Annotated in this window: 18 protein-coding genes; 10 read left to right on the plus strand and 8 right to left on the minus strand. The window is 65.3% G+C overall.

What is annotated here, in order from left to right:
• Positions 1–279 precede the first annotated feature (279 nt).
• On the plus strand, positions 280–690 hold the full coding sequence (locus P0M04_RS13060; protein ID WP_259449692.1) for a hypothetical protein: 411 nt from the start codon (positions 280–282) through the stop codon (positions 688–690).
• Positions 691–797: 107 nt separating this feature from the next.
• Here the strand turns inward: P0M04_RS13060 and P0M04_RS13065 are convergent, their stop codons facing one another.
• Positions 798–1,640 (minus strand): HDOD domain-containing protein, encoded by an 843-nt coding sequence (locus P0M04_RS13065; protein ID WP_259449693.1) that lies wholly within the window; start codon positions 1,638–1,640, stop codon positions 798–800.
• The gene (locus P0M04_RS13070; RefSeq protein WP_259449694.1) at positions 1,637–1,981 is read right to left on the minus strand and encodes a hypothetical protein; all 345 of its coding nucleotides are present in this window, start codon (positions 1,979–1,981) and stop codon (positions 1,637–1,639) included. The genes P0M04_RS13065 and P0M04_RS13070 overlap by 4 nt, the downstream gene beginning before the upstream one ends.
• 203 nt (positions 1,982–2,184) lie before the next feature.
• Between P0M04_RS13070 and P0M04_RS13075 the strand changes: the two genes are divergently transcribed.
• Complete coding sequence (locus tag P0M04_RS13075) at positions 2,185–2,670, plus strand: DUF1697 domain-containing protein (protein WP_281042410.1); 486 nt, start codon at positions 2,185–2,187, stop codon at positions 2,668–2,670.
• Between the two features lie 77 nt (positions 2,671–2,747).
• Here P0M04_RS13075 and P0M04_RS13080 read toward each other — a convergent pair whose 3' ends face one another.
• Entirely contained in the window at positions 2,748–3,020 is a 273-nt protein-coding gene (locus tag P0M04_RS13080; protein WP_259449696.1) for a hypothetical protein, read from the minus strand.
• 508 nt (positions 3,021–3,528) lie between these two features.
• Here P0M04_RS13080 and P0M04_RS13085 point away from each other — a divergent pair.
• Positions 3,529–5,493: an AAA family ATPase gene (locus tag P0M04_RS13085; RefSeq protein WP_259449697.1), complete on the plus strand. Its 1,965-nt coding sequence runs from the start codon at positions 3,529–3,531 to the stop codon at positions 5,491–5,493.
• Positions 5,494–5,695: 202 nt separating this feature from the next.
• Here the strand turns inward: P0M04_RS13085 and P0M04_RS13090 are convergent, their stop codons facing one another.
• Together P0M04_RS13090 and P0M04_RS13095 are read right to left on the minus strand one after the other, a co-directional pair.
• Positions 5,696–6,325: a Vgb family protein gene (locus P0M04_RS13090; RefSeq protein ID WP_259449698.1), complete on the minus strand. Its 630-nt coding sequence runs from the start codon at positions 6,323–6,325 to the stop codon at positions 5,696–5,698.
• Between the two features lie 9 nt (positions 6,326–6,334).
• Positions 6,335–7,555, minus strand: coding sequence for a helix-turn-helix domain-containing protein (locus tag P0M04_RS13095; protein WP_259449699.1), 1,221 nt, complete (start codon positions 7,553–7,555; stop codon positions 6,335–6,337).
• 85 nt (positions 7,556–7,640) lie between these two features.
• Here P0M04_RS13095 and P0M04_RS13100 point away from each other — a divergent pair, with 85 nt between their 5' ends.
• Both P0M04_RS13100 and P0M04_RS13105 read left to right on the plus strand, forming a co-directional pair.
• Positions 7,641–8,411, plus strand: coding sequence for a DUF899 domain-containing protein (locus tag P0M04_RS13100; protein ID WP_259449700.1), 771 nt, complete (start codon positions 7,641–7,643; stop codon positions 8,409–8,411).
• 2 nt (positions 8,412–8,413) lie between these two features.
• Positions 8,414–8,998, plus strand: coding sequence for a copper chaperone (locus tag P0M04_RS13105; protein WP_259449701.1), 585 nt, complete (start codon positions 8,414–8,416; stop codon positions 8,996–8,998).
• Here the strand turns inward: P0M04_RS13105 and P0M04_RS13110 are convergent.
• A complete protein-coding gene (locus P0M04_RS13110) occupies positions 8,975–10,666 on the minus strand; it encodes a cation:proton antiporter domain-containing protein (RefSeq protein ID WP_259449702.1) in 1,692 nt (563 codons plus the stop codon). The genes P0M04_RS13105 and P0M04_RS13110 overlap by 24 nt on opposite strands.
• A 57-nt stretch (positions 10,667–10,723) precedes the next feature.
• Positions 10,724–11,359: a TetR/AcrR family transcriptional regulator gene (locus tag P0M04_RS13115; RefSeq protein ID WP_259449703.1), complete on the minus strand. Its 636-nt coding sequence runs from the start codon at positions 11,357–11,359 to the stop codon at positions 10,724–10,726.
• A 95-nt stretch (positions 11,360–11,454) separates the two neighbouring features.
• Here P0M04_RS13115 and P0M04_RS13120 point away from each other — a divergent pair, with 95 nt between their 5' ends.
• Genes P0M04_RS13120 through P0M04_RS13140 form a run of 5 tightly spaced genes read left to right on the plus strand, consistent with a single transcriptional unit; the run spans position 11,455 to position 16,573 of the window.
• Positions 11,455–12,636, plus strand: a complete 1,182-nt coding sequence (locus P0M04_RS13120) for a lipid-transfer protein (RefSeq protein WP_259449704.1) — start codon at positions 11,455–11,457, stop codon at positions 12,634–12,636.
• Between the two features lie 10 nt (positions 12,637–12,646).
• Positions 12,647–13,783, plus strand: a complete 1,137-nt coding sequence (locus tag P0M04_RS13125) for an acyl-CoA dehydrogenase family protein (RefSeq protein ID WP_259449705.1) — start codon at positions 12,647–12,649, stop codon at positions 13,781–13,783.
• Positions 13,783–14,934, plus strand: a complete 1,152-nt coding sequence (locus P0M04_RS13130) for a CaiB/BaiF CoA transferase family protein (protein ID WP_281042411.1) — start codon at positions 13,783–13,785, stop codon at positions 14,932–14,934. The genes P0M04_RS13125 and P0M04_RS13130 overlap by 1 nt, the downstream gene beginning before the upstream one ends.
• Positions 14,935–14,962: 28 nt before the next feature.
• A complete protein-coding gene (locus P0M04_RS13135; protein ID WP_259449707.1) occupies positions 14,963–16,234 on the plus strand; it encodes a DUF445 domain-containing protein in 1,272 nt (423 codons plus the stop codon).
• Between the two features lie 12 nt (positions 16,235–16,246).
• Entirely contained in the window at positions 16,247–16,573 is a 327-nt protein-coding gene (locus P0M04_RS13140) for a putative signal transducing protein (protein WP_259449708.1), read from the plus strand.
• Here the strand turns inward: P0M04_RS13140 and P0M04_RS13145 are convergent.
• Entirely contained in the window at positions 16,570–17,736 is a 1,167-nt protein-coding gene (locus P0M04_RS13145) for a mandelate racemase/muconate lactonizing enzyme family protein (protein WP_259449709.1), read from the minus strand. The two genes, P0M04_RS13140 and P0M04_RS13145, sit on opposite strands and share 4 nt — an antisense overlap.
• Between the last annotated feature and the right edge of the window lie 71 nt (positions 17,737–17,807).

The raw sequence follows: 17,807 nt of genomic DNA on the forward strand, positions 1-17,807 counted from the left end.
TTTGATAATTTGTCCGAAAGACAAGTGCATGTGGGAAGCGGGAGTGCAAAAACCGCAGCGGCGACCGCAGTTCGGTCGCGGCGCCCGGACAGGGTTCCAACGCTGCATTGGTTTTTTCGCTTCCCGCCAAGGGAGCGCACGCGGTCCGGGGACACGTCGGCCGATATGTCAGGTGGATACCTGGTCAGTCGGACACGCGATCCGGGAACTTATGTTGATGAAACTTAGTCATTAAACACGGTTCGTAAGAGAACTATTTTAACCATTTACGAGGTCATCATGGCACATCACGCTTTGTCATCACAGGAAAGCTACAACCCCAACCATCTGCTGGACATTCTGCTCGGCAAGATGCAACTGAAGAACGATGCTGCGCTGTCGCGCATGCTGGAAGTCGCACCGCCGGTGATCAGCAAGATCCGCCACCACCGCCTGCCGGTCGGCGCCTCGCTGCTGATCCGCATGCACGAAGTGACCGGCATGAGCATCCGCGACCTGCGTGACCTGATGGGCGACCGCCGCACCAAATATCGCCTGTCGGATGCCCAGGGCCGCCCGAAGCCTGAGGAAAAAGCTGCACAGCAAGCTGCCCAGCAGGCTGCGCAACAGCAACAAGCTCAGGCGCAAGGCCAACAACCGCAATCGAACGAGGCATCGTCTTCGACCAAGTCGGGCAACTATGCGCACTGATGCCGTGGGCATGACAGCCGGTCCTGTCATGCCTCCGGCGAGACCCGGCAGCGGAGCAACCCTTCGCTGCTGTCACTACCGATCATCCTGGGCTTGATGAGCCCTTTTCAAGCCATCAGGATGGTCGACATTTCGCCAAACTGCAGTTCCGTTTCGCGGAACAGGTGCAGATAGGCTTCTTCATTCAGTCCCATCGCATCCCAGGCCACGCTGGATACGCGCGGCACCAGTTCGTCGTCTTCACAAGCCAGGTCGAGCGCGTGCACGATGGCGTTGGCCACGTGCACGATCGCTGCCAGGAAACCCGCGCCATGGATGTCGGGCGCGTGGTGGTAGGCGATCGCCTGGCGCATGGTGCTCGAGAAATTCCAGTGGTCGGCCAGCGCGACGCCCGCGTCGACGTGGTCGATGCCGAGGATGGCCTGTTCGGCGTCCTGCCAGTCGCCGCCATGCTGCGCGTGCCAGGCCACGACCTGGGCATACGCGTCCGGATGACCTGTCACCAGCACGAGCCGGCCGATGTCATGCAGCAGGCCCGCCGTGAACGCGATGTCCTGGTTGAAGCGCATCCGGCGCGCCAGTGCGCGTGCGCACGCGGCCGTGGCGATCGAATGGCGCCAGAACCCCTTATCGTGGAATCCCCCGCAGCGTCCGCTCGGAAAGCAACCGGTGATGGCGGCCGCCGTGATCAGGTTGCGCGTCGTCTGGAAGCCCAGGAAGGTGATGGCCTGCTGGATCGTCGTGACCTTCACTTGCAGGCCGTACGTCGAGGAATTGGCCAGGCGCAGCGTTTTTGCCGTCAGGGCCTGGTCGTACGACACTTTTTTCGCCAGCACCGAGATGTCGATGTCTTCCTGCTCTATGCTGCTGAGCAATTCCATTACGACGGCGGGCAGCGACGGCAAATCCTGCACGCCGGCGGCCAGTTGTTCGGGTGTCAGTCGGTTCATGGATTCACCCCGGGATTCACCTCGCGCTGCAGGCGGTAGTCTTCCACGTAGCGGCGCAGGATGCCCGTGGCCCAGTCGCCGAGGTCGTCGCGGTCGTGCTTGCGGAAGATGTGATCGAGCCGTGCCTGGATCGCTGCCGGATCGATCGGTGGCGGCTCGGGTGCTGCCTGGAGGATGGGCAGCATGTCGATGCCATGCCGTCCCAGCGACGCCAGCATGGATTCGGTCAGCACGATACCCTGTGCCAGCAACACATTGCCTTTCCCGTCGCGCACGACGTCGGATAACACCATGCCCGGTCGGGTCTCCGCCAACGGCGTCAGGTGGAAAGGACCGCTCATGCTTCCCTCATTTAATTTAATTTTTGCAATGGATTGAATATTACCATCCGGTAAGGAGCGTGTGAGCGCCCGTCGGCCCCGGTGTTGTAAGCCGGTGCCTTAATGCTTATCTAATTCGGGCGCCGTACCATGCCTGGATGACTAGAAAACGCTACATTGTTTTATTGAGAGGTGTAAATGTCGGGCGGGCGAAACGCATCGCCATGGCCGACCTGCGCAAACTGATCGCGGATCTGGGCTACGACCACGTGCGCAGTCTCCTCAACAGTGGCAACGTCGTGTTCACCGGCCCGGCCAAGGCGCATGACACGGTCGCTGCCGAGATCGAGGAAGCGCTCGTGCTGAAGCTCGGCGTCGCTTCCCGAACCGTCGTGCTCAGCTGCGATGACCTCGATGCCATCATCGCTTCCAACCCCTTGCTCGACCAGGCAACGGACCATTCCCGCCTGTTGACGTTCATTCTCGCCGGCCCCCATTCGCGCGACGCCGTCGAAGCGCTGTCCGGCCAGGACTGGCGGCCGGGGGCGATGGCGCTGGGCGAGCGGGCGGCCTATGTCTGGTGTCCGGATGGCGTTCTCGACAGTCCGGTCGTAGCGGCACTGGGAAAGAAACTGGGCGATGCGACGACCACGCGCAATTGGGCGACGCTCAGCAAGCTTCATGCACTGTGCCAGGAATTGCCGGCCTGAGCGGCTGACAAAAGAAAACGGCGCCTTGCGGCGCCGTCGATCGACATTTCCGCGTCTTGCGGAAAAGTGTTTCATCCTTATTTGAATTTCTCGCTGCTGTCACGGCTGGCCCGATAACCGATCAGGATCAGGCCGACCAGCATCATGGCAAACACTTCCGGTTCCGGAAGTTCGGACATCGAAGCGGAAGGTGGTGCCACCACTTCGTTGTGATTTACCGTCGACAGATCGGTCACGCCGCGCATGCGCAGCACGGTGTGACTGTTGTCGAGGTCAATGGCGGCAGCCTGGACGGCGCCACCCATCAAGAGACTGAGCATTGCGGCAAGTGCGTATCGTTTCACGGTCATTCCTTATCCATGCATTGTCTGACTGTGGGGTACGTAACCCGCACGACCATTGGCGGCGTCATGCGGATGATCCCAGCATAGCAAAAATGCGCCATGCATCGCGTCCGTTACGTGCCGTTAAAGCACGATAAACAGATGGCAAAGTTAATCATTTTTAAATAAAAGAAATGCAATTAATTAGTCTATTGGCTATTGATAAAACACCAAACATAGAGCGACTTATTGCGATTTATTTATTGAATGTATGAGATGGGCAATGAAAACAGATATCAGCTTGATCATCCCTGTTGTGATTCAAAATTTTTTCACCGCACGGTATACACGTCGCTTTTCTTTGCGAGTATAGTCTCCATATCCCCATTGCCTTCGGGCATCAAAACAATATCAAACGCACACGTTTGAATACCCCGCGGTCCCCGCACCGCCGCCTTTCGCGTCCACTCGGCACTCCGGAAGGCAGTAGTAACCAATGCCGTATCACGCACCTTCGACCTTGTAAGAGACCGATATGCCCAATTTTGCCCGACTTCAAATTGCCTTTAAGAATGTTTATGTCCGAATCTTGACTGCCGTCCTGCTCGGCATCCTGACGGGCTGGGCAATCTACAAGGCCGATATCCCGCAAGATCCGTCGCCGGTCGTCTACTCGCAGAATATCTCCGAGATCACCCAACTGGCCGCCCAGAAGGACCGTCTCGACTACCTGCTCGTCGCGAAGCCGCTGTCGGATTCGCCGCGCTATATCTATAAGTACAAAAATGCGCCGCAACTGCACGTGGTGAAAGTGCCGAGCACGTCGCACCTGTCGCTGGAGCGCGAAGTGCTGCTGAAGAACGCGATCCCGTATTCGATCGCCAAGGATGAGTACCTGGCGTCGCACAAGGCCGTCCTGCAGGACGAAGGCGAAGGCGTCGGAGCCGACATCGTCGATTTCCTGAAGCGTCATGCGCTCGACCTGACCGTGCTGCTGGTGATCCTGTACGCCATGAAATTCGGCATCCCGGGCATGGGCATGAGCAGCCAGATGATCACGCCGGATAAGCTGAAGGGCAGCATGGACGACCTGATCGGCATGGAAGACATCAAGCAGGAAGTGCTGCACCTGGAAGACATGATCCGCAACCGCGAGTTGTATAAAGAGCACAACATCGACAAGCCGTTCAACGTCATGCTGACGGGGCCGGCCGGTACCGGTAAGACCAAGCTGGTGGGCTACCTGGCCAAGCGCCTCGACATCCCGCTGATCCAGGCGTCCGGCTCGGCGCTGGAATCGGGCTATGTCGGCGGCGGTTCGAAGGCGCTGAACGCCCTGTACCGCAAGGCGTCGGGCAAGGGCCGTTGCATCATCTTCCTGGATGAAGCGCAAAGCCTGTTCATGCCGCGCGGCCGCAGCGAAAAGAAATGGGAAGACGACACCGCGAACACCCTGCTGGGCCTGCTGGACGGCGTCAAGAGCGACAAGGGCCAGGGCGTGATCTGGGTCGTGGCCTCGAACTTCGACGATGCGTCGACGGAGATGGACGAAGCGATGCTGCGCCGCTTCTCCGTGAAGATCAATTTCCGCCTGCCGAACAAGGGTGAGCGCAAGGAACTGCTGCGCAGCTTCCTGTCACGCAAGAAAGAAGGTCTCGTGGACTGGAACGACCTCGACCTGGACCAGGTCGCGGAAATCACCCAGAACCTGAGCCCCGCACTGCTGGAAACCGTGGTCGAGCGCGCATCGATGATCTCGATCCAGGAAAAGACGATCATCAATACCGACCTGCTGTTCCGCGCATACGAGCGTGCCACGATCGGCCTGACGGACCGCGCCACGACGGCCGAGAAGCTCAAGCAGCGCGAGCGCATCGCCGTGCACGAACTGGGTCACTTCTTCATGCAGATCGACCCGTTCCTGCGTGCCGGCATGAGCCTGAGCGAGGTCAAGGAAAAGTCGCATCTGCTGAAGATCAGCACGGAAGCGGTGTCCAAGATCGGTGCGCTGGGCTATGTGCTGCAGTCCGGTGAAGACATGTCGCTGCGCACGCTGGAAGAACTGGAGCGCGACGTGATCGGCCTGTACGGCGGCGTGGCGGCGGAAGAACTGTTTTATGGTGCACGCGGTATCTCGGTGGGCAGCCAGAACGACATCGAAAAGATCACGAAGATGCTGAACCTGATGGTCGGCCGCCTGTCGATGTATTCGCGCGCCAAGATCGACTACAGCCAGTTGCAGAACGACGCGTCCGGCGAGCACACGCTGCGCCAGGTCGAGGAGAAATCGGACGAGCTCTATAACTACACGCTGAATTCGATCCGCGACTACAAGGACGTGATCGTTTCGATCAAGGACACGCTGCTGGACCAGTACGTGTTGTCGAAGGATGCCGTGTTCAACCTGTTGGAAGAACACCAGGAAGCGCTGATGGCGGGTCTGAACGCACCGCGCCATGCGAGCCTGAAGCTGTGTGCCGAAGAGGCGGCCGTGGCCTGATTAAAGTTTGGTGGTAGGGCACCTCGAAAAACCGTCGCGAGCGGCAGCAGATTTCGTTGAGAAGCGCAGCTGTACGAGAGTACAGCGAGCATCGCAGACGGAATCTGCAACGCGTAGCAGGTTTTTCGACGTGCCCGGTTGTTTGATGGTCTTGAGGTAGCACTCAAGTTAATGCGGCGGACAGTGATGTCCGCCGTTTTTTTTATTCTGGCCGCTGCACGACCCGGATCTTGCCGCTATGGCCACCGCCGCAAAAAAAACGATCCACGCCGTCGGATTCGAGGCCGGATACCATGACGTCGGCCGGCATGTCGACGGTCTGCAGCACGTCGCCGGTATCCGGATCCACCCGGCGCAAATCGCTCTGTTCGCTTTCCCAGGTGGCGTGCCACAGCTCGCCGTTCAGCCACGTCACGCCCGTGACGAAGCGTTTCGACTCGATCGTGTGCAGGATCGCCCCGGTCTCCGGATCGAGCCGGTGGATCTTGCGCGCGCGGTGCTGTCCGATCCACAGCGAACCTTCGGCCCAGGTGAGGCCGGCGCCGCCGCCTTCCGGCGTCGGGACGGTCGACAGGACCGCGCCCGTGTCCGGGTCGATCTTCTGGATACGGCTGTCCGCGATCTGGTACAGGTAGCGGCCATCGAAAGCCGTCCCCGCATGGGCTTGCACGTCAAGGGAGCGGCGCAGCTCGCCGCTGGCGGGATCGACGGCATTCAGGTGGTCGCCCGAGGCAAACCACAGTTGCTTGCCGTCGAAGGAGACGCCGTGCACGGCGGGCTTGTCGTCGTAGGGTCCGTATTCGCGGACGATGTGGGCAGGTGTCGTTTTCATATGGTCATTCTAGGGAACGCCCGGCGCCGTCGCGAGTAACAAGTTTGTCGCGAATCCGGGCAGGGGCAGCATCGACCAGCGGCGCGCGCGGCCCTGTCCGTATCCCTGGATCTTGCCGCTTGCTGCCAGCGCTTCCAGCGAACGCTGGACGGTGCGCTGGCTGGTGCCCAGCGCCAGCGCGAGCGCGGAACTGGACCACGCCTCGCCGTCCGCCAGCAACGCCAGCACGGACGCGTGGTCGTCATCGACGGGGCGCACGAGCACGGCGACGTCGTGGCCGTCGCGCGGGATCAATTGAAAACCGCGCGGCGTGGCGCGCACGCCGGCGACGCCGCGCAGTACGGTCCGCAGGCGGCCCATCTCGACGCGCAGGCGGGCGCGGTGCGTCTCGTCGGGATGGCGGATGCGGAAGGCGGCCAGGATCAACGCGTCGCGCGCTGCATCCTGCGGCCAGGCCTCGGCCAGGGTTCGCGCCAGCGCGAACAGGACCGGGCGCCGGGCCAGCGCGATGTCCGTGCCGAGGTGGTGCACGGCATGCAGGCACCCGTCGACCACCAGCGCCGTGGACGACATCAGCCGCTCCACGTCGTCGAGCAGCACGTCGCGCGGGCCATCCGGCGTGACGAGCCTGGCCGCCGGCGTGTCGAGCAGGCGCGCGGCCCACGCGATCTCGGCGCCCAGCGCGGCGATGCCGGCGGCGCGCGCGTGGGCGTCCGCGCGGGCGAGCGCTTCTCGTGCCGCGTGCGCGCGCAGGCGGCGCATCGCGATGCCGGCCGCGGTCAGCTCGTGCGCGGCACGCAGGGCGCGCGGCAGGCCGGCCGGATCGAGCGCGGCAAGGCGCTGCCCGGCATCGTCGAGGCGGCCCGTCAGCAGCAGGCGGCGGATCTCCAGGTAGCGGGCGTGCGCGGCATTGGCATGGTCGCCGTGTTCGTCCAGCGTGCGGCACGCTTCGGCGAGCAAGGTCGTGCTTGTGTCGAGGTCGCGCACGGCGAGTGCGATCTCGGCCTCGGCGAGCAGGCAGCGGGCGCGCGCGACGGCCTCTTTCGCACCGAACGCGCGGGCGGCGCGGCGCACCAGCTGGCGGGCGCGAGACAGATCGCCCAGCTGCGCCATCGCGATGCCGCGCAATGCGAGCGCGGGGGCATCGTCACGCAACGCGACGCGGGAGAGGGCGCCGAGCGGGTCGCCATGCGCCAGCGCCAGGGCCGCCGCCGTGATCATCGAGTCCATCGGAATCGCGCCAAACTTGTCACTCCCGTCGGGTGGTATGCCGTCCCTAATATAGCACCGCACCTTCAACCAACAGGAGAAAACGATGAGCACTCATCAAGCGGGAACCCGGGACGAATGGCTGGCCGCGCGGCTGCGGCTGTGGGAAGCGGAGCGCGAGCTCACGCACCGCAGCGACGAGCTGGCGCGCCAGCGGCAAGCGTTACCCTGGGTTCGCATCGACAAGGATTACCGCTTCGAGACCGAAGCGGGCAACGTGGCGCTGGCCGACCTGTTCCAGGGCCGTTCGCAACTGCTCGTCTACCACTTCATGTTCGGTGTCGACTACGCGGCGGGCTGCCCATCCTGCTCGGCGATCGCCGACGGTTTCAACGGCATCGCCACGCACCTGGCCCACCACGACGTGATGCTGATGGCCGTCTCGCGTGCGCCGCAAGCCAAGCTGCAGGCCTACAAGAGGCGCATGGGATGGACGTTTCCGTGGGCGACATCGCTGCCGGGCGAGGCGGACTTCAATGCCGACTTCAACGTCTGGTTCAGCGAGACGCAGCAACGCGAAGGTGGCATCGAGTACAACTACCGCCGCGAGCCGCCGATGCCGATGCCGCTGCAAAACGGCACCGGTCCGGCGGCGCAGCAGGCCGTATCGACCGGCACCGACCTCGCCACCTACACGCGCGAGCGGCCGGGCCTGAGCGCCTTCGTGCTGGAGGATGGCGTCGTGTACCACACCTATTCGACGTACGCGCGCGGCCTCGACGCGCTGTGGGGCATGTATCCCTGGCTGGACCGCGCACCGAAAGGCCGCAACGAGAACGGCGTCTGGTGGCGGCGGCACGACGAGTATCCCGTGTGATCATGGGGCAGATCCCGATGCCCGGCGGGTGGAGCATGGCGGCGATGTGGCTGCCGATGTGCGGCCAGTCGTGGCCCGGTGCCGCGGCCGGTTTTACGGGGATGTGGGGCGCGATGATGGTGCCGATGATGCTGCCGCTCGCCGTGGCGCCGTTGCTGGACTACCGGGCCGCGCTGGACGGAAGATGGCGCCCGTTGCTGCTCACGGCGGCCGCCGGCCTGGCCTGGGCCGCCACGTGGACGGCGCTTGGACTGCCCGTGTACCTGACCGGTGCGGCCGTCGCGCAGGCGCTGCTGAATACGCCTGCGCTGGCGCGCACGATGCCGGTGATGGCCGCGCTGGCCGGCGTGGCGGGCGCCGCCTGGCATCTGGCGGCGTGGCATCGGCGTCCGGTGCCTCTGAGGCTGGCTGGTCCGCCCGTCTGCGCCGCCGCGCTGCGGCACGGGGCGCGCCTGGGCGGCCATTGTGTCCGGCGCTGCGCCGGCCTGACCGTCGCGCTGCTGGCCGCCGGCATCATGGAGCGCAGCACGATGGTCTGCGCATTCGCCGTCGTCGTCGCGGAATCAGTGCGCCTGCGCGAGCGCTAGCCCGTCCAGCACATGTCGCGTCATACTGCGCGCCAGTTCGTGTTCGCCGACGAGGACCGTGCCGCCCGTCTCTTCGCGCAGCAGGCGTGCCTCTTCCTCGTTGTGCGTGCGGACCACGCAGCGGATGGCGGGATTCAGGGCCTTGGCCGTTTCGACCATGGCACGCACGTGGAAGGTGTCCGGCGTCGCGATCACGAGCATCGATGCGCGCGCAATGTGGGCCTGGATCAGCACGGCGGGTTCCGCCGCGTTGCCCGCCACGGCCGGCTGGTCGCGCCGGCGCAGGTCCTCGACGATGTCGCGGTTCTGTTCCGCCACCACGTAATGGATGCCTTCGCGGTCCAGTTCTTGCGCGATGCGCTTGCCCACGCGGCCGTAGCCGACCAGCACGACCTGGCCCGTCAGGCGCTCGTGCGTGACGGTCGTCGGCAGCTCGGCCAGCGGGTCGGGCGAGCGCGCCATCTTGCGCGCATGGTCGGATTTCGCCAGCACCCAGTTCTGCAGCGGGCCCACCAGCTTGAACATCAGCGGGTTCACGGCGATCGAGATGATGGCGCCCGCGAGGATCAGGTTCTGCCCCATCTCCGGCAGCAGGCCGAGCGAGATGCCGAGGGCGGCAAGGATGAACGAGAATTCGCCGATCTGCGCGAGGCTGGCCGACACCGTGATCGCCGTGTTGAGCGGATAGCGCAGCGCCAGCACGAGGAAGAACGCGGCCAGCGATTTGCCGACCAGGATGATGGCGACGACGCCCAGTACTTCCAGCGGGCTCTCCACCAGCACGCGCGGGTCGAACAGCATGCCGACCGAGACGAAGAACAGCACGGAGAACGCGTCGCGCAGCGGCAGCGTCTCTTCCGCCGCGCGGTGGCTCAGCTCCGATTCGCGCAGCACCATGCCGGCGAAGAACGCGCCCAGTGCGAACGACACGCCGAACAAATGCGACGACCCGTACGCGATGCCGACGGCGGCCGCGATCACGGCCAGGGTGAACAGCTCGCGCGAGCCGGTCTTGGCCACGCGCCACAGGAACCATGGGAACAGCTTGCGGCCCACGAGCAGCATGAAGGCGATGAATGCGCCCACCTGCAGCAGGGTCTTGCCGAGCGAGAGCCACAGCGAGCCGCCTTCGCCCTTGCCGCCCAGCGGGCCGGCGAGCGCGGGCAGCAGCACGAGCACGAGTACCGTCACGAGGTCTTCCACGACGAGCCAGCCGACGGCGATGCGGCCGTTGAAGGAATCGAGCTCGCCGCGGTCTTCCAGCGCGCGCAGCAGCACCACCGTGCTCGCGACCGACAGCGCGAGGCCGAACACGAGGCCGGCGCCGAGGTCCCAGCCCCACAGGTACGTGAGGCCGATGCCGAGCAGGGTCGCCACCGTGATCTGCAGCACGGCGCCGGGCAGGGCGATGCCCTTCACTTCGAGCAGGTCGTCCAGCGAGAAATGCAGCCCGACGCCGAACATCAGCAGCATCACGCCGATCTCGGCCAGCTGCGACGCGAGATGCACGTCGGCCACGAAGCCCGGCGTGGCGGGGCCGATGATGACGCCGGCGGCCAGATACCCGACCAGGGCCGGCAGGCGCAGGCGCACGGCCAGCATGCCGAACAGCAGGCCGAGACCGAGGGCGGCGGCGATGGTGGTGATCAGGCTGATGTCGTGCTGCATCCCGGCTCCTTTGTGTTGAACCGGGCCAGTATACGCGACACGACCAATGCAGGACGCTTACGGCACCGTGGCCAGATTCAGCAATGCCTTGCGCACGGCCGCCCTGACGGCCATGAACTGCTCGCGGCGCGAGTCGCGGTCCAGGCGGAACAGCATCAGTCCCTCGATCTGCGCCACCATCAGGATGGCACGCTGCATGTATTCCTCGTCCGTGATGGCCGGGTTCAGCCCGCGGATCAGGTTGTAGACGGTCTTGCGCTCGCGTCCCAGCATGCGGTCCATCAGGCTGGACGCGAACGCATTGCGCGACGCCAGTGCCCAGATCTCGAAGAACAGCGCGTGCGTGACCGGGTCCGTGATCTCTTCCAGGAACATGTCGGTTGTCGACAGGAACTGGTCAAGGCGCGGGCGGTCGCGCATCTCGGCCGAGATGCGGTCCATCTTGGCCTGGAATTCGTCCATCGTGGACAGCAGCGCCGCTTCCAGCAAGACGTCCTTGCTGTTGTAATAGTGCTGGACGTTCGACAGGGTCATGCCCGCCTCGGCCGCCACCTTGCGCATCGACAGCCCGGCATAGCCGTCCTCCGCGAGCAGCCGGCGTGCGGCCTGCAGGATCGCGTGCACGCGCTCCCACCCTTTTTCGGTCGTGAGGGAGGACTTGTTGCGCAGGGTCTGGTCGATCGTTGCCTTCATGCCCGGCATTATCGCACGGCATGCTTTGAAAAGAAGGTCGACTGACCTATAATCTGTCGGATAGGTCGGCTGACCTAATAAAAAAGGAGACGACGATGAGCCGCAAAGTCCATGTGACCGGCGTGGGGATGATCCCGTTCGCCAAACCGGGGGCGAGCGCCCCGTACCACGAAATGGGAGCCCAGGCCGCGCGCGCAGCGCTGGAGGACGCGGGCATCGCCTGGGAGGACGTCGAACAGGCCTATGCCGGCTACGTCTACGGCGATTCCACTTGCGGCCAGAAGGCGTTGTACGGCGTGGGCATGACGGGCATTCCGATCGTCAACGTCAACAACAACTGCTCGACCGGGTCGACCGCGCTGTACCTCGCGCGCCAGGCCGTGCAGGGCGGAGCGGCCGACTGCGTGCTGGTGCTGGGCTTCGAGCAGATGAGCCCCGGCGCGCTGGCATCCGTGTTCACGGACCGGCCCGCGCCGTTCGACGACTTCGACGCCGTCACCGACCGCCTCGTCGGCAAGCCCGAAATTCCGCTGGCGCTGCGCTACTTCGGCGGCGCCGGCCTCGCGCACATGGAAAAATACGGCACGCCGCTGGAGGCGTTCGCGCGCATCCGCGCCAAGGCCAGCCGCCATGCGGCGAACAATCCGCTGGCGCTGTTCCGCAAGGAGGTCAGCGCGCAGGACGTGCTCGACGCGCCCGCCATCTGGCCCGGCGTGATGACGCGGCTGATGGCCTGTCCGCCCACGTGCGGCGCCGCGGCGGCCGTGCTGGTGTCCGAAGATTTCGCCAGAAAGCGCGGCCTGCGCGCCGACGTCCACATCGCCGCGCAGGCGATGACGACGGACCGTCCCGGCACGTTCGAATCGAACGACATGATGCGCCTCGTCGGCTACGACATGAGCCGGGAAGCAGCGCAGAAAGTCTACGCGCAGGCGGGCATCGGGCCGGACGACCTGGACGTCGTCGAGCTGCACGACTGCTTCGCCCACAACGAGTTGATCACGTACGAGGCGCTGGACCTGTGCCCGGAAGGCGGCGCCGACAAGTTCATCCGCGACGGCGACAACACGTATGGCGGCAAGGTCGTCACGAATCCGTCCGGCGGCCTGCTGTCCAAGGGCCACCCGCTCGGCGCGACGGGCCTCGCCCAATGCTTCGAACTGACGCACCAGTTGCGCGGCACTGCGGGGGCGCGCCAGGTCGAGGGCGCGCGCACGGCGCTGCAGCACAACCTGGGCCTGGGCGGCGCCTGCGTCGTCACGCTGTATCAAGTGTAAGGGGGCGGCCATGACATCTCCCTGGATGACGCCTGAACTGGAAACCTTCCGCACTGCCGTGCGCCGCTTCGTGGCGGCCGAAGTCGTGCCGCACCAGCAGCGCTGGCGCGAGCAGCAGCACGTCGACCGCGTGCTGTGGGAAAAGGCCGGCGAACTCGGTCTGCTGCTCGCCGACGTGCCCGACGATTTCGGCGGCTCGGGCGGCACGTTCGCCCACCAGGCCGTCGTGTTCGAGGAACTGGCGCTGGCCGGCGATACCGCGTTCGGCCTGCACGTGCATGCGATCGTCGCCCACTACCTGCTGAACCACGGCACGGAAGAGCAGAAATACAAATACCTGCCGCGCCTCGCGACCGGGGAACTGGTCGCCGCGATCGCGATGTCCGAACCGGGTGCCGGCTCCGACCTGAAGGGCATCCGCACGACCGCCGTGCGCACGGACCTGGGCTACCGCCTGAACGGGTCCAAGACCTTCATCTCGAACGGCTATCTCGCCGATCTCGTCCTCGTCGTCGCCAGGACCGATCCGGCCGCGGGTGCGAAGGGCATCTCGCTGATGCTGCTGGAGACGGCGCACAATCCGGGCTTCCGCGTCGGCCGCATCCTCGAGAAGATGGGGCAGAAGGGCCAGGACACGTGCGAGCTGTTCTTCGACGAGGCCATCGTCCCGCTGCAGAACGTGCTCGGCGGCGAAGAGGGACGTGGTTTTGCCCAGCTGATGACGGAGCTGCCGTACGAGCGCACGATCGTCGGCGTGGCGGGCGTCGCGTGCATCGAGCGCGCGCTGGACCTGACGATCACGCACGCACGCGAGCGCAAGGCGTTCGGCCAGGCCCTCATCGACATGCAGAACACGCGCTTCGTGCTCGCCGAGTGCAAGACCGAGGCGACGGTGGCGCGCGTGTTCATCGACCGCTGCATCGAGGACATCGTCGCCGGCCGCATGGACACGGTACGCGCGTCGATGGCCAAGTACTGGATCACGGACCTGCAGTGCAAGATCGTCGACCGTTGCCTGCAGCTGTTCGGCGGCTACGGCTACATGCTCGAATACCCCATCACGCAGATGTACCTGGATGCACGCGTGCAGCGCATCTACGGCGGGGCGAACGAGATCATGAAAGAAATCATCGCCCGCTCGCTGTGATGGCCAAAGGACCTCTCACGGGGCTGCGCGTGATCGAAATGGTCGGCATCGGCCCGTGCCCGTTCGCCGCGATGATGCTGGCCGACATGGGCGCGGACGTGATCCGCATCGACCGCAAGCCCGATCCCGCGGCCCCCAATCCGTATCCGACGCTCGGCACCAAATACGATGTGATGGCGCGCGGCCGGCGTTCGCTGGCGCTGGACGTCAAGCACCCGCGTGCGCGCCAGTTGCTGCTCGATCTCGTGACGAAGGCCGACGCGCTCGTCGAAGGCTTCCGGCCCGGCGTGATGGAGCGATTGGGCCTTGGGCCGGACGTGTGCCTGGAGCGCAATCCGAAGCTGGTGTACGGCCGCGTCACCGGCTGGGGGCAGACCGGCCCGCTGGCGCCGGCGGCCGGGCATGACCTCAACTACGTGGCGCTGTCCGGCATGCTGCATGCGATGGGCGACGCCGACAGGCCGCCGGCGCCGCCCTTGAACCTCGTCGGCGACTTCGGCGGCGGCGGCATGATGCTCGCGTTCGGCGTCGTCTGCGCCATGCTGGAAACGCGGATATCGGGCCGCGGGCAGGTCGTCGATGCCGCGATGACGGACGGCGCCGCGCTGCTGGGCGCCATGATGTACGGGCTGCGCGCGCACGGCTCGTGGTCGGCCGCGCGCGGCGCGAATTTCATCGACGGTGGCGCGCCGTTCTACGCCACGTATGCCTGCGCGGACGGGAAGTTCATCGCCGTGGGCGCCATCGAGCCGCAGTTCTATGCGCGGCTGCTGGCGCTGACGGGGGCGTCCGATCCGGCGTTCGCGCGGCAATGGGACCGGGACGACTGGCCGGCGCTGAAAGACCGGTTCGCCGCGCTGTTCGCCACGCGCACGCGCGACGCCTGGTGCGCGCTGCTGGAGGGGACGGACGTGTGCTTCGCGCCGGTGCTCGACATGGACGAGGCCCCGCGCCACCCGCACAACGCGGCGCGCGCCACCTTCGTCGACGTCGACGGCGTCACGCAACCGGCGCCGGCGCCGCGCTTCTCGCGTACACCCGGCCAGGCGGGGCAGGTCGCCGCGCCGGGACAGGACGGGGCCGCCATCCTGGCCGACTGGGGGTGGACCGACAACGCCATCGCCACGCTGCTGCGCGACAATATCGTCTAGGCTGGGCTACGATGGTGGCATGGACACCATGCCTTCCAAAGAACTTGAGCTGCGCCAGTCCAAGCGCCTGGCGCTGGGCTTTTTCATCGGCGCCGCCGTATTGTTCGTCGTCGCACTCCTGCTGTCCTCCCGCTGGCCCGGCAACTGGTGGATCGGGCTGCTGAAGGCGTTTTCGGAAGCGGCGATGGTGGGCGCGCTGGCCGACTGGTTCGCCGTCGTCGCGCTGTTCAAGCGCATCCCGATTCCCGTCGTGTCGCGCCACACGGAGATCATCCCGGCCAACAAGGAACGCATCGCCGACAACCTGGCCGCGTTCGTGCGCGACAAATTCCTCGACACGGATTCCATCGTGCGCCTGATCCAGCGCCACGATCCGGCGCAGAAGGTCGCGGACTGGCTGACCAGGCCGGAGAACACGGAGTGTCTGGGCGACACGCTCGTGCGCGTGGCCGGCTTCGCCCTCGACGTCATCGAGGACGCGGCCGTGCAGGATTTCATCCGGCGAGGGGTGCACGGCGTGGTCAGGAGCGTCGACCTGTCGCAGACGGCGGGCACGATCCTGGAAAGCCTGACGCGCGACGGCCGCCACCAGCAGATCCTCGACGAAGGCATAGCCCAGCTGGCCAACCTGCTGGCGAACCCGGAGACGCAGGACTTCATCGCGCAGGGCATCGTCGACTGGCTGCGCGACGAGTACGCGTTCATGGAAAAGATGCTGCCGTCGGAACTCATCGGCCGCAAGGGCGCCGACATTTCCGTGCGGCTCGCGGCCGGCATCCTCAAGCGCGTCAACGACGAGCCGGATCACCCGCTGCGGCGCCGCTTCGACGTCTTCACGCACGACTTCATCGAAAGGCTGAAGACCGACCCCGCGTTCATCGAGAAGGGCGAGGACATCAAGCGCCACCTGATCGGTGACGCCTCCGTGAACGGCTACATCGGTTCGCTGTGGGGCGACCTGAAAGGCTGGATCAAGGCCGACCTGCACAAGGAGGACTCGGTGCTGCGGCGCCGGATCGTCGCGACCGGTGCCTGGATCGGCAGGACGCTGGCCGAAGATCCCGTGCTTCGTACGGCGCTGAACGAGAACCTGGAACTGGCCGCGCGCGGCGCGGCGCCCGAATTCGCGGGCTTCTTGACGCGCCACATCGCCGACACGGTGAAACACTGGGACAGTGGGGAGATGTCGCACCAGGTCGAAATCAACATCGGCAAGGACTTGCAATACATCCGCATCAACGGCACCATCGTCGGTGGACTGATCGGCGTCGTGCTGTACCTGTTGTCCGCGCTGGCGTAAAAGGAGCGAGTCATGCAAGCATCGAACGAACCGTTGAACGCACTGCTGACCGGCGTCCCCGAGCTGGCACGCCTGCCGGGCCGCGACCTGGTGGAGGTGGCGCGCTACCTGATCCCGCTGGAAGCGAACCTCGTGCAGGGCTGCCTCGCCGCCTCCGGCATCCCGGCCGTGCTGGCCGACGCCAACCTCGTGCAGACCGACATGCTGCTGGCGCCTGCGCTGGGCGGCGTGCGCATCCTCGTCCCGGCGGATCATCTGCAGCAGGCCCAGGCCGTGCTCGAAGCGTTCGCGCGCGGCGAGTTCGAACTCGGCGAGGATGCGGACGTGAGCGGATCCTAGGCCGACAGCTTGCGCATTTCGCGGATCAGGTCCGCCTTGCCCTCGAAGCCGATGCCCGGCAGGTCCGGCATCGTGATGAAGCCGTCCTCCACGCGCACGCCGTCGGGGAAACCGCCGAACGGCTGGAACAGGTCGGGATACGATTCGTTGCCGCCCAGGCCCAGGCCGGCCGCGATGTTCAGCGACATCTGGTGGCCGCCGTGCGGGATGCAGCGCGTGCGCGACCAGCCGTGCTGGCGCAGCATGTCGAGCGTGCGCAGGTATTCCACGAGGCCGTACGAGAGGGCGCAGTCGAACTGCAGCCAGTCGCGGTCCGGACGCATGCCGCCGTAGCGGACCAGGTTGCGCGCATCCTGCATCGAGAACAGGTTCTCGCCCGTCGCCATCGGCTTGTCGTAGTAGTTGCGCAAGGTGGCCTGCAGTTCGAAGTCGAGCGGGTCGCCCGCCTCCTCGTACCAGAACAGGTCGTAGCGCGACAGGGCCTTGGCGTACGCGATGGCCGTGTCGAGGTCGAAGCGGCCATTGGCGTCCACGGCCAGCTTCTGCCCATCCTTCAGGACGGACAGCACGGCATCGATGCGGCGCAGGTCGTCGTCGAGCGGCGCGCCGCCGATCTTCATCTTGACGATATTGTAGCCGCGTTCGATGTAGCTGCGCATCTCGTCCTTCAGCTTCTCCAGGTCCTTGCCGGGATAGTAGTAGCCGCCGGCAGCGTACACGAACACGTTGCGGTGCGGGCGGCCGTCGCCGTAGCGGTCGGCCAGCAGCTGGAACAGCGGCTTGCCTTCGATCTTCGCGACGGCATCCCACACGGCCATGTCGATGGTGCCGATGGCGACGGAGCGCTCGCCGTGGCCGCCCGGCTTTTCGTTGGTGAACATCGCATCCCAGATCCGGTGCGGTTCGAAGTTGTCGCCCGCGTCGTCCAGCAGGGCTGCAGGATCGGCGTCGAGGATGCGGGGGATGAAGCGCTCGCGCATCAACTTGCCCTGGCCGTAGCGGCCATTCGAATTGAAGCCGTAGCCGACGACGGGCTTGCCGTCGCGGACCACGTCCGTGATGACGGCCACGAGGCTCAAGGTCATCTTGCTGAAGTCGATGTAGGCGTTGCGGATGGGGGAGCTGATGGGGAGTGTCTGTTCGCGGATCTCGACGATTCTCATGGCGGTCTCGCTGGTGGGTTGGTCAAGCGTGCAGGGTAAGTCCGTGGAGCGTCCCTATAATTCCCCTCATG

It is taken from the genome of Telluria mixta (assembly GCF_029223865.1).
Lineage (GTDB): Bacteria > Pseudomonadota > Gammaproteobacteria > Burkholderiales > Burkholderiaceae_D > Telluria > Telluria mixta.

Coding starts and splice junctions, on each gene's coding strand:
- P0M04_RS13080 (WP_259449696.1), bottom strand. CDS start 3,020: ATGACCGTGAAACGATACGCACTTGCCGCAATGCTCAGTCTCTTGATG.
- P0M04_RS13070 (WP_259449694.1), bottom strand. CDS start 1,981: ATGAGCGGTCCTTTCCACCTGACGCCGTTGGCGGAGACCCGACCGGGC.
- P0M04_RS13140 (WP_259449708.1), top strand. CDS start 16,247: ATGCAAGCATCGAACGAACCGTTGAACGCACTGCTGACCGGCGTCCCC.
- P0M04_RS13095 (WP_259449699.1), bottom strand. CDS start 7,555: ATGGACTCGATGATCACGGCGGCGGCCCTGGCGCTGGCGCATGGCGAC.
- P0M04_RS13085 (WP_259449697.1), top strand. CDS start 3,529: ATGCCCAATTTTGCCCGACTTCAAATTGCCTTTAAGAATGTTTATGTC.
- P0M04_RS13145 (WP_259449709.1), bottom strand. CDS start 17,736: ATGAGAATCGTCGAGATCCGCGAACAGACACTCCCCATCAGCTCCCCC.
- P0M04_RS13075 (WP_281042410.1), top strand. CDS start 2,185: ATGGCCGACCTGCGCAAACTGATCGCGGATCTGGGCTACGACCACGTG.
- P0M04_RS13120 (WP_259449704.1), top strand. CDS start 11,455: ATGAGCCGCAAAGTCCATGTGACCGGCGTGGGGATGATCCCGTTCGCC.
- P0M04_RS13125 (WP_259449705.1), top strand. CDS start 12,647: ATGACATCTCCCTGGATGACGCCTGAACTGGAAACCTTCCGCACTGCC.
- P0M04_RS13115 (WP_259449703.1), bottom strand. CDS start 11,359: ATGAAGGCAACGATCGACCAGACCCTGCGCAACAAGTCCTCCCTCACG.
- P0M04_RS13110 (WP_259449702.1), bottom strand. CDS start 10,666: ATGCAGCACGACATCAGCCTGATCACCACCATCGCCGCCGCCCTCGGT.
- P0M04_RS13130 (WP_281042411.1), top strand. CDS start 13,783: ATGGCCAAAGGACCTCTCACGGGGCTGCGCGTGATCGAAATGGTCGGC.
- P0M04_RS13100 (WP_259449700.1), top strand. CDS start 7,641: ATGAGCACTCATCAAGCGGGAACCCGGGACGAATGGCTGGCCGCGCGG.
- P0M04_RS13105 (WP_259449701.1), top strand. CDS start 8,414: ATGGGGCAGATCCCGATGCCCGGCGGGTGGAGCATGGCGGCGATGTGG.
- P0M04_RS13060 (WP_259449692.1), top strand. CDS start 280: ATGGCACATCACGCTTTGTCATCACAGGAAAGCTACAACCCCAACCAT.
- P0M04_RS13065 (WP_259449693.1), bottom strand. CDS start 1,640: ATGAACCGACTGACACCCGAACAACTGGCCGCCGGCGTGCAGGATTTG.
- P0M04_RS13135 (WP_259449707.1), top strand. CDS start 14,963: ATGCCTTCCAAAGAACTTGAGCTGCGCCAGTCCAAGCGCCTGGCGCTG.
- P0M04_RS13090 (WP_259449698.1), bottom strand. CDS start 6,325: ATGAAAACGACACCTGCCCACATCGTCCGCGAATACGGACCCTACGAC.